The sequence below is a fragment of the Aestuariivirga sp. genome (assembly GCF_044238155.1).
GTDB lineage: Bacteria > Pseudomonadota > Alphaproteobacteria > Rhizobiales > Aestuariivirgaceae > Aestuariivirga.
The window spans coordinates 1-9,225 of sequence record NZ_JBIIDX010000140.1; the positions used below are offsets into that span (position 1 = coordinate 1).

Sequence of the window (9,225 nt, forward strand, 5' to 3'; positions counted from 1 at the left end):
AGATCATTGCCTTCTCCCCTGACATCCCGCTGCAGCCCTGGGAGGACTTTCCCGAGGGCGAGATCGTGTCGGGAACGCGCAAGCACAGCGGCCATGTCCTGTTCGAGGACAAGGCAAGAGGCCTGTCTGCCGGGGTTTGGGAACAGGGTGCGAACGAAAGCCGCTGGGTGGACTATCCGGTCAATGAGTTCATGACCGTGCTGGAAGGTGAGGTGGTCATCATCGAGGAGGACCGCAGCGTCTCGATCAAGGCCGGTGAGAGCTTCATCATCCCGAAAGGCTTGCGCTGCCGCTGGACCCAGCCGGGCCACGTGCGCAAATTCTTCGTGATCTTCGACGATCCTTCCGGGGCAAGAAACACAGGACCGTTGCGGACGATCAAGATCGACCCACAGGTGCCGCTTTCGCCATCGGCGCCACCTGCCGCCGCGATGCTGCTGTCACCAGTGCCGGAGCAGCACAGCCATGACTATTTCACCGATGCGACGGGCCAGCTGCAAATCGGCGTCTGGAGCACGACGGGCTATCGCCGCAAGCTCATCGACTTTCCCCGTCACGAGTTGATGTGCCTGCTCGAGGGCTCGGTAACCTTCGAGGACGACAACGGTCATTCCCGGCGGTTTTCCGCGGGCAGCACCTTCTTCGTACCACAGGGCACGCCCAACAGCTGGACATCTGAAGGCTATCTCAAGAAGATCTTCGTGATCTTCGCACCCGCCAGCTGAGGCGCCTTGGTCATGCCAGCAGCTTTTCCATGAAAACGCTGTTCGGATCATCGGCAGGATAGTCGCCGAACGCACCGCGACCTGCATATCCAAGGCTGCGGTAAAGCCCGAGCGATTCGGGCTGGTGGATGCCGGTTTCCAGCCTCAGGACCGTGTGGCCCGAGGCAATCGCCTCGGCCTCGATCCGCTGCATCATCCGCCTGGCGAGGCCCCGGCCCCTTGCTGCCGGAGTCACGAAAACCCGCTTCACCTCGGCATAATCGGCATGCAGCCAGCAGCCGCCGATGGCGTGCACCTGTTCGGCCTCAAATGCAGCGAAGAAGCGCATCTGCGGCTGGCGCATGATTTCGATGTCGAGCAGGTGGTTGCTCTCGGCCGGATAGAGCGCGGCGAGATAGGCATCAAGCGCCTCCACCATCGCCCGCACCGGCGGGTCAGCCGGATCGGCGATGGTGATGACGATGCTCACTGGAAGGCCTGAATACCCGTCTGGGCGCGGCCGAGGATCAGGGCATGAACGTCATGGGTGCCCTCGTAGGTGTTCACAGTCTCGAGGTTCACCATGTGCCGGATCACGTGATACTCTTCCGAAATGCCGTTGCCGCCGTGCATGTCGCGTGCGGCGCGGGCCACGTCGAGCGCCTTGCCGCAATTGTTGCGCTTCATGAGCGAAATGGCCGACGGGGCCAGCGTTCCGCGCTCCAGGCCGCGGCCCAGCGCCAGGCAGCCCTGAAGCCCCAGCGCGATGTCGGTCTGCATGTCGGCGAGCTTCTTCTGGACGAGCTGGTTGGCGGCCAGCGGCTTGCCGAACTGCTTGCGATCCAGCGTATACTGGCGCGCCCGGTGCCAGCAGTCCTCTGCCGCTCCCATCACGCCCCAGGCGATGCCGTAACGCGCCTTGTTGAGGCAGCCGAAGGGGCCGCCGAGGCCCTTAACGTTTGGTAGCAGCGCACTGTCCGGCACCTCGACATTGTCGAGCACGATCTCGCCGGTGATCGAGGCGCGAAGCGATATCTTTCCTTCGATGACCGGGGTGGTGAAGCCCTTCATGCCGCGCTCGACCACGAAGCCGCGGATCTGGCCGTCATCGGTCTTGGCCCAGACCACGGCGAGGTCGGCGATCGGCGAGTTGGATATCCACATCTTGGAGCCGTTCAGTACATAGCCGCCATCGACCTTGCGGGCTCTCGTCTTCATGCCGCCGGGGTCGGACCCGGCATCGGGTTCGGTCAGGCCGAAGCAGCCGACGAGCTGGCCGGTGGCGAGCCCGGGGAGAAACTTCTTGTGCTGTTCGGGCGTGCCATAGGCCTCGATCGGGTGCATGACGAGCGAGTTCTGCACGCTCATCGCCGAGCGGTAGCCCGAATCGACGCGCTCCACCTCGCGCGCCACCAGCCCATAGGCCACATAGCCGAGGCCAGAGCCCCCATGATCGGTGGCGGTCATCACGCCGAGGAAGCCCATCTCGCCCATCTCGTTCATGATCTCGCGGTCGAAACGCTCCTCACGGAAGGCGGATTTGACCCGCGGCATCAGTTTGTCCTGCGCGAAGGCACGCGCGGAGTCGCGGATCATGCGCTCCTCGTCGGTGAGCTGGGATTCGAGGTCGAGCGGGTCTTCCCAGTTGAATTCGGCAGCGGCCATCGGGCACTCCTCTGATTGGAACCTAGAAAGCAATGGGCGGGGGAAAAGTCAATTCGCCGAAATGGCTCAGCGCACCAGCGCCGACAGTGCCTTGAACTCTGCCGTGCCGGCCCGGCCCAGAAGCTCGAACACTGCCATTTCCGTGTTGATCACCGCCGCGCCGATCTGCCGCAGCCGCTCGAGCGCCAGCACGTGCGAGGCCACCGCTCGCGAGGCCATCGCATCAGCCACGGCAAACACTCCGAAGCCCGCCGCACTCAGGTCGGCGGCCGTCTGCAGGACACAGACATGGGCCTCGATCCCCGCCAGGATCACCAGAGGCCGGCCGGCCTCGTGATGTGCGATCAGATGGTCCTTGAGGGGCCGGTGCCGCCAGCACGAGAAGGTGAGCTTCTCGAAGACCGGGTCGGCGCCCAGCCCATCACTGATGCCCGGCACGGTGTGGCCAAGGCCTTTCGGATACTGTTCGGAGACGGTGACCGGCACGCCGAGCGCCCGGGCAGCCTTGAGCAGGATGGCGCAGCGCGCCTCGACCTCCGCCCCGCCTGTCATGGCGGGCAGCAGCCGCTCCTGCATGTCGACGATGAGCAGGGTGGATTTCGCGGCCTCAACCAACACCGGCGCGCCCCACCACCTTGAGCCCGAAGGCATAGACGAATGCCACTTCCTTCAGCCGGTCGAAGCGGCCTGACGCGCCACCATGGCCTGCGCCCATGTTGATCTTCAGCAAGAGCAGATTGCTGTCGGTCTTCCGTTCACGGAGCTTTGCCACCCACTTGGCGGGCTCCCAGTAGGTGACGCGCGGATCAGTCAGCCCGCCGACGGCGAGAATGTTGGGATAGGCCTTCGCCTCGACCCGGTCATAGGGTGAATAGGCCGCAATCGTCTCATAGGCTTGAGGGCTGACGATCGGGTTGCCCCACTCTGGCCATTCAGGCGGCGTGAGCGGCAACGTGTCATCGAGCATGGTCGTCAGTACGTCGACAAAGGGCACCTCGGCAATGATCGCATGGAACAGATGCGGCGCCATGTTGGCTATGGCGCCCATCAGCATGCCGCCGGCTGACCCGCCCTGCGCGACGATGAGGCCCTGGCGGGTAAACCCCTGCTGGATCAGGTACTCGGCGCTCGAGATGAAGTCACGGAAGGTATTCTGCTTGTGCTCGAGTTTTCCGGTCTTGTACCAGCGGCGTCCCTTTTCCTGCCCGCCGCGGACATGCGCGATGGCGTAGATGAAGCCCCTGTCGACCAGCGACAGGATGTTGGTGTTGAACGAGGCCGGGATCGAGATGCCGTAGGAACCGTAGCCGTAAAGCCAGAGCGGGGCCGAGCCGTCGAGCGGCGCGCTTTTCCGGTAGAGCAGGGTCACGGGGATCGTTTCGCCATCATGGGCTGGCGCTAGTACGCGCCGGGTCACGTAGCGTGCCGGGTCGTGGCCCGTCGGAACCTCCTGCATCTTGCGCAGCACGCGGGCGCGGCTACGCATGTCGTAGTCGTACACCTGGGCAGGCGTGGTCATCGAGGAATAGGTGAATCGCAGGACATCGGTTTCGTATTCCCGCATTTCGCCGAAGCCCAGCGAATAGGCCTCCTCGTCAAAGGCGATGGCGTGTTCCTCGCCGCTGGCCATGTCGCGGACCACGATGCGGGGAAGGGCATTCTCGCGCTCAAGCCTGACCAGCCAGTTCCGGAAGGTGATGAAGCCGACGATGAGAATGCCAGGCCGGTGGGGAACGAGGTCCGTCCAATTGTCCGTAGACGGATTATCAAGCGGCGCGGTGACCAGCTTGTAGTCTTCCGCGCCGCCGGCGTTGGTGCGCAGGATGAAGCGGTCGTTCCAGTGGTCAAGGTCGTATTCGACGCCTTCCACGCGGGGCGCCACGAGGCGGGGTTTCTGTTCAGGCTGCGCGGCATCGATGAGCCAGCATTCCGACGTGTCATGGTCATGGATGCTGATGACGACATAGGCCTCCGAGCGGGTCTTGGAGGCATCGGTGAACTTGCCCGTATCCGCTTCGTCGTAAACCAGCGCATCTTCCGATTGCGGCTTGCCCAGCACATGGCGGTAGGTCTTGAGGGGCCGGTGATTGTCGTCCTGGAGGGTGTAGAAGAAGCTCTTGCCATCCGCGGCCCAGGCTGCGCCTCCTGCGGTGTTGTGCAGCACGTCGGCATGGTCAATCCCTGTGGCGGCTGCGCGGATGCGCAACTCGTAGAATTCCGAGCCATTGCCGTCGAAGGACCAGGCGATGAGGTCCTGGGCGGGGGAGGGTTCAACGCCGCCGAAGCGGAAATACTCCCGCCCCGTGGCCAGTGCATTGCCATCGAGCAGCAGTTCCTCAGGCCCATCCTGGCCGCGCGGCTTGCGGCAATAGCGCGGGTGCTGACCGCCCTTCACATAGGAGGAGTAGTAGTCATAGGGCCCATCGGGTGCGGGAACGGAGGAATCGTCCTCCTTGATACGGCCCTTCATCTCCGCAAACAGCGTGTCCTGTAGAGCCGCGGTATCGGCCATGACGGCCTCGTGATAGGCATTTTCAGCCTCGAGATAGGCCCGGATGTCTGCCGGCAGCAAGGATGGGTCCTGCATCACCTGCTGCCAGTTGTCGGCCTTCAGCCAGTGATAGTCGTCCTGCTTCGACTGGCCATGCCAGGATTCAGCGCGCGGCCGCTTTTCGGCGCGCGGTGGTGACGGGATGGAGGTCATGTCAGCCTGTTCCTTCGGGGATGAAGCGCAGCGCCACGCCATTCATGCAGTAACGCTGGCCGGTGGGCGCCGGGCCGTCGGGAAAGACATGACCCAGATGGCCGCCGCAATCCGCACAATGCACCTCGGTTCGCCGCATGAACCAGGAATTGTCCTGCGACTCGCCAACCGCCTCCGGGCTGACGGGCGACCAGAAACTGGGCCAGCCCGTTCCGGATTCATATTTGGTCTTCGAATCAAACAGATGTTTGCCGCAACCTGCGCAGGCAAACTTGCCCTGCCGCTTCTCATGGTTGAGCGGACTGGTGCCGGCACGTTCGGTTCCGTGTTCGCGCAGGACGCGGTAGGCCTCTGGCGACAGCATGCTGCGCCACTCCGTCTCGGATTTCTGGATTTTGGTCATGGACACTCGCTTTCGGCGCATTAGTCTGGGGCATTGAGGCGGCATTGTGAAGCGCCTGGACGAGGAAACGGGGGATTAATCATATCTCGACTTACGGTATCCCGGCCGGGCTGCAATCTTTCCAGTTTTAAGCAATCCTAGAGGCTTGCTGGTGCTCAGTGTCGGCAATCACATGATGGCCATGACGGACATGCCCATGCCACTTGATGGCACCATCGGCGCCACCGGCGAGCAAGGCCCTGAACCGGCTTCTGGCGCCGGGGAGGACGGTACGGATCTGGCGGATGCCTTCCGCCAGTTGACCCAGCGCCTGAAAGCAAGGCCGCGGCTGCCGCGCCATGCCGAGGACCCGCCGCCGCCTGACGCGCAAGAGGCCGCGCCGCTGCGGCCGGTGAAAGCGCCGCCACCCGACCCCGGCGAGTCCGTCTCAGCCCTTCTCGACATCATCTGGGGCGCCATCGACCTTCTGCCGCAGGAGCGGTCGATGGTGAGTGACGCGCTGCTGCTCCTGGCGCCGCGGCTGAACGAGCGGCAACTCGTGTCGCTGTCCGAACGACTGTCCGGCATGGATGCCCCGCCACCACTCCTGGCTGCGCGGCTGATCCGTGACCCGCGCTTCGAAATCGCCGGTCCACTGCTGGAAAAGAATGCGCATCTGAGTGACCGCGACATGATGGCTGCCGTCGGTCCGGCCGACAGTGAGAAGCTCAAGGTCATCTCCCGGCGGCGCACGATCTCGCCGATGCTCAGTGAACACGTGGTTGCGAGCGGCGATCTTGGCGCCCTTCAGATCCTGCTGCGCAACCCCGGTGCGGAGCTGCTTTTCAGCACCTATATGCAAGTCTGCGCCCTGGCGGCCGAGCATGCCGCGCTGCAGGTTCCGCTCACCACCCGCACTGACCTGCCGCTGCCGGTGGCGCTCGAGCTGTTCTGGTGCCTGCCGCCGGAGTTGCGGCGCGTGATCCTGAGCCGTTTTCTCACCGACTCGGTGACGCTCAATCGCATCATTGCCATCCTGACCGCTTCGGGCCAGGCAGAGGCAGCACCCGATACCGAACCACTGCCTGTCGCCGATCTCGATGCCGCGCTTGCCGCACTCACGAGCGGACGGCAGACCGAGGCAGTTGGGATGTTCTCCCCCCTGGCCGGCATCACCGAGGCCACGGCCTGGCGCATCGTCTCGGATGCAACCGGCGAGCCGCTCGCGGCCCTTCTCAAGGTGCTGGGTGTGAGTCGTGCGGGGTTCACCGAGGTCACCGCGCAGCTCCATGCGCGGGGCTGGACAATCGACAGCCAGACGGGTGGCAACCTGCAGGCGGTGTTTGACGGGTTGTCGAGCAACAAGGCCCGCACCCTGCTGATCTACTGGGATTGGTTCACGCGCAAGACCGGGCCATACGCGCCACAGGCCTGAAGCCCTCTTGTTGAACGCCCGGGCCTCGCCTAAAACGACGCTCGCATGACAGACGCCAATCCGCCTGCGGCCGAACCGCGCCCAACACTGATCGAACTGGCAAGCCAGATCGTTGCCGCCTACGTGGCGCGCAATTCAGTGGAGCAGGCTGACGTGCCCAAGCTGATTGCCGAAGTTCACCGCGCCCTGGCGGAGGCGGCCGCGACTGGACCCGGCAGCGCAAGGGATGGCGAAGGGTCGAAGCCCCAGGTCAACATCCGCAAGACCATCACGCCCGACTATCTGATCTGTCTCGAGGACGGCAAGAAGTTCAAATCGCTGAAGCGGCACCTGCGCACGCATTTCAAGCTCTCGCCGGAACAGTATCGTGAAAAATGGGGACTGCCGCCCGATTATCCGATGGTGGCGCCCAATTACGCGAACTCGCGATCCCAGCTCGCCAAGACCATGGGGCTCGGCCGGCGGCGCGGAAAATAGCTGCTCGCAAATTTTCAGGCGCCGGACTCTTGCGGATCAGTCGTTCACGATTCATAAACGACTTCACCAAATGGGGCAGTGATTCGCGAAGGGGCGGCGTCGGGATGGGGTCGGTCAACATAGCGTTCAGGGCACAGCTCGTCGTGCCGGAGCAGCGACAGTTGTATGACTATTGGCTGTCGCGCGGACAGGGCAAGCCCTTCCCGACGCGTGCTGACATAAACCCCGCCCACATTCCGCGGCTGTTGCCCTTTGTGAGCCTGATCGATGTCGAAGACACGCTCGAGCAGAGCCGCATCAGGCTGGCCGGAACCCGGCTGCGCGATGTCTTCGACCGCGAGATCACCGGCCTCAGCGTGGTCGATCTCGATCTCGGCCCGAAACGCGACTACTGGCTTGCCGCCTACCGGCACACCGCGCTGGACGGAAAGCCCACCCAGGGAATCGTGCGCGGACCCCTGATCAACAAGGAACATCTGGTGCAGTACTGGCTGCGTCTGCCGCTCGCCTCGGCCGATGGCCGGGGCGTCAGCATGATCCTGGGACTCGACTATTTCCTCTCGGGGCTCGAGCATGAGGAGCGCCAGGCAAGCCTCGCCTGAAAAGGTTTGAGGAAAAAAAGACGATAACAGGTATTGATTCCTGTAAAGATCTTGCCTAAATTGCTGGCTCAAGCAGGGAGCCATCCGCCATGCGCCGCATGCCCGCCGCCATCCGCCCAGCACCCCGGCCGCCACGCAGTCGTGAGAGCAGGGAGGGCCCGCCCGGCTTCAACGATGCCGAAAGTCCGCTTGCCTGGTTGCGCGCCCGGCGCGGACCCACCGGCAGTCCGCTGATCAGTGATGAGCAGTTTCTTGCAGGAGAGCGCCTGCGCGCTGACTTCGAGCGTGCCATGCTGAACGCGCGCACCACCACCAACTGGGAGCTTGCAGGCGGCGGCAGCCGCAGCGCCACAGCCGCGGCGGACCTCAGTGATGCCGCGCTGGCCGCCGGCGAGCGCTATCATCGCGCCCTGCGAAGCGTGGGGCCTGAACTGGCTGGCATCCTGACGGAGGTATGCTGCCTCGCAGCCGGGCTCGAGCAGGCCGAACGCCGGCTCAACCTGCCGCAGCGCAGTGGCAAGGCGGTGCTGGGCCTCGCGCTTACGGCGCTGGCGCGGCATTATGGCATGCTCGGCGCACAGCCGGACCTGCTTCACGGCATCCTGCGCTGGGGAGTGGAGGGTTATCGTCCGGCGATACCGCCGGCCGCTGGCCCCGGAGAGGCCTGAAGGGCGGTTGCAGCATCCTGCTTGATCCGCTGGATCATCGAGGCAAAACCATTGGAACGCTGCTGGGTGAGATGTCCGGCAAGACCAAGGCGGCCCAGCACCTCACCCGCGTCGGTGGCGAGGATCTGCCTGGCCGGCTTTTCGCTGAAGATCATGAAGGCAATGGCGATCAGCCCCTTGACGATCAGCGCGTCGCTGTCGCCCTGGAAGCTCAGGACGGGGTTGTCGATATCCCCGCTTGCGTGAGAGGTGATCCACACCTGGCTGGCGCAGCCCCTCACCTTGTTTTGAGGCGTGTGATCGGCGGCGGGAAGTTCCGGAAGCTGACGCCCGAGCTCGATCACATGGCGGTAGCGATCTTCCCAGTCGTCGAGAATGTCGAAGTCAGCGATCAACTCGTCGATGGCGGTCACGTGCGGGCTTTCTTCAAGGCAGGCATGCCGCAGGAGATAGGCGCATACCGACGCAAGCTCAACTGTCTTCGCCGGGGCCGCGCCACTCCGGAATCAGATCTTCGAGTTCGAGGGTGGACTGGCCGCGCCCGGCCGCAGCGCGGCTTGCCTCGGGCGCCGGGCCTGCGACGCGCAG

11 protein-coding genes are annotated in these 9,225 nt (G+C 64.1%); 5 read left to right on the top strand and 6 right to left on the bottom strand.

Annotated features, from left to right (window positions below; all coding sequences use genetic code 11):
* Positions 1-725 (top strand): cupin domain-containing protein (locus tag ACILRN_RS13495; protein WP_395689103.1); only part of this gene is annotated, 725 nt, incomplete at its 5' end.
* Between the two features lie 10 nt (positions 726-735).
* Here the strand turns inward: ACILRN_RS13495 and ACILRN_RS13500 are convergent.
* From ACILRN_RS13500 to msrB, 5 genes are all read right to left on the bottom strand, one after another.
* Entirely contained in the window at positions 736-1,194 is a 459-nt protein-coding gene (locus ACILRN_RS13500) for a GNAT family N-acetyltransferase (protein ID WP_395689105.1), read from the bottom strand.
* The gene (locus ACILRN_RS13505) at positions 1,191-2,369 is read right to left on the bottom strand and encodes an acyl-CoA dehydrogenase (RefSeq protein WP_395689107.1); all 1,179 of its coding nucleotides are present in this window, start codon (positions 2,367-2,369) and stop codon (positions 1,191-1,193) included. The genes ACILRN_RS13500 and ACILRN_RS13505 overlap by 4 nt, the downstream gene beginning before the upstream one ends.
* Before the next feature lie 66 nt (positions 2,370-2,435).
* A complete protein-coding gene (locus ACILRN_RS13510; protein ID WP_395689109.1) occupies positions 2,436-2,987 on the bottom strand; it encodes a hydrolase in 552 nt (183 codons plus the stop codon).
* On the bottom strand, positions 2,977-5,073 hold the full coding sequence (locus tag ACILRN_RS13515; protein WP_395689111.1) for a S9 family peptidase: 2,097 nt from the start codon (positions 5,071-5,073) through the stop codon (positions 2,977-2,979). Before ACILRN_RS13515 ends, ACILRN_RS13510 begins: the two co-directional genes overlap by 11 nt.
* Position 5,074: 1 nt before the next feature.
* Complete coding sequence (gene msrB / locus ACILRN_RS13520; RefSeq protein WP_395689113.1) at positions 5,075-5,476, bottom strand: peptide-methionine (R)-S-oxide reductase MsrB; 402 nt, start codon at positions 5,474-5,476, stop codon at positions 5,075-5,077.
* Between the two features lie 151 nt (positions 5,477-5,627).
* Here msrB and ACILRN_RS13525 point away from each other — a divergent pair, with 151 nt between their 5' ends.
* The 4 genes from ACILRN_RS13525 to ACILRN_RS13540 all read left to right on the top strand — a co-directional run bounded on the left by ACILRN_RS13525 (position 5,628) and on the right by ACILRN_RS13540 (position 8,637).
* Positions 5,628-6,890 carry a DUF2336 domain-containing protein gene (locus ACILRN_RS13525; RefSeq protein ID WP_395689123.1) on the top strand — a complete coding sequence of 421 codons (1,263 nt, stop codon included), beginning with the start codon at positions 5,628-5,630 and terminating at the stop codon, positions 6,888-6,890.
* 45 nt (positions 6,891-6,935) lie between these two features.
* Positions 6,936-7,367 carry a MucR family transcriptional regulator gene (locus tag ACILRN_RS13530; RefSeq protein WP_395689115.1) on the top strand — a complete coding sequence of 144 codons (432 nt, stop codon included), beginning with the start codon at positions 6,936-6,938 and terminating at the stop codon, positions 7,365-7,367.
* 104 nt (positions 7,368-7,471) lie between these two features.
* Positions 7,472-7,969 (top strand): PAS domain-containing protein, encoded by a 498-nt coding sequence (locus tag ACILRN_RS13535; protein ID WP_395689117.1) that lies wholly within the window; start codon positions 7,472-7,474, stop codon positions 7,967-7,969.
* A gap of 89 nt (positions 7,970-8,058) precedes the next feature.
* Positions 8,059-8,637, top strand: coding sequence for a DUF6456 domain-containing protein (locus ACILRN_RS13540; RefSeq protein WP_395689119.1), 579 nt, complete (start codon positions 8,059-8,061; stop codon positions 8,635-8,637).
* Here ACILRN_RS13540 and ACILRN_RS13545 read toward each other — a convergent pair.
* Positions 8,592-9,050: a SufE family protein gene (locus ACILRN_RS13545; protein ID WP_395689121.1), complete on the bottom strand. Its 459-nt coding sequence runs from the start codon at positions 9,048-9,050 to the stop codon at positions 8,592-8,594. The genes ACILRN_RS13540 and ACILRN_RS13545 overlap by 46 nt on opposite strands.
* Between the last annotated feature and the right edge of the window lie 175 nt (positions 9,051-9,225).

Bases quoted from the DNA above. Each gene is read 5' to 3' on its own strand.
- ACILRN_RS13505 (WP_395689107.1), bottom strand. From the start codon at position 2,369: ATGGCCGCTGCCGAATTCAACTGGGAAGACCCGCTCGACCTCGAATCC.
- ACILRN_RS13515 (WP_395689111.1), bottom strand. From the start codon at position 5,073: ATGACCTCCATCCCGTCACCACCGCGCGCCGAAAAGCGGCCGCGCGCT.
- msrB (WP_395689113.1), bottom strand. From the start codon at position 5,476: ATGACCAAAATCCAGAAATCCGAGACGGAGTGGCGCAGCATGCTGTCG.
- ACILRN_RS13530 (WP_395689115.1), top strand. From the start codon at position 6,936: ATGACAGACGCCAATCCGCCTGCGGCCGAACCGCGCCCAACACTGATC.
- ACILRN_RS13535 (WP_395689117.1), top strand. From the start codon at position 7,472: ATGGGGTCGGTCAACATAGCGTTCAGGGCACAGCTCGTCGTGCCGGAG.
- ACILRN_RS13540 (WP_395689119.1), top strand. From the start codon at position 8,059: ATGCGCCGCATGCCCGCCGCCATCCGCCCAGCACCCCGGCCGCCACGC.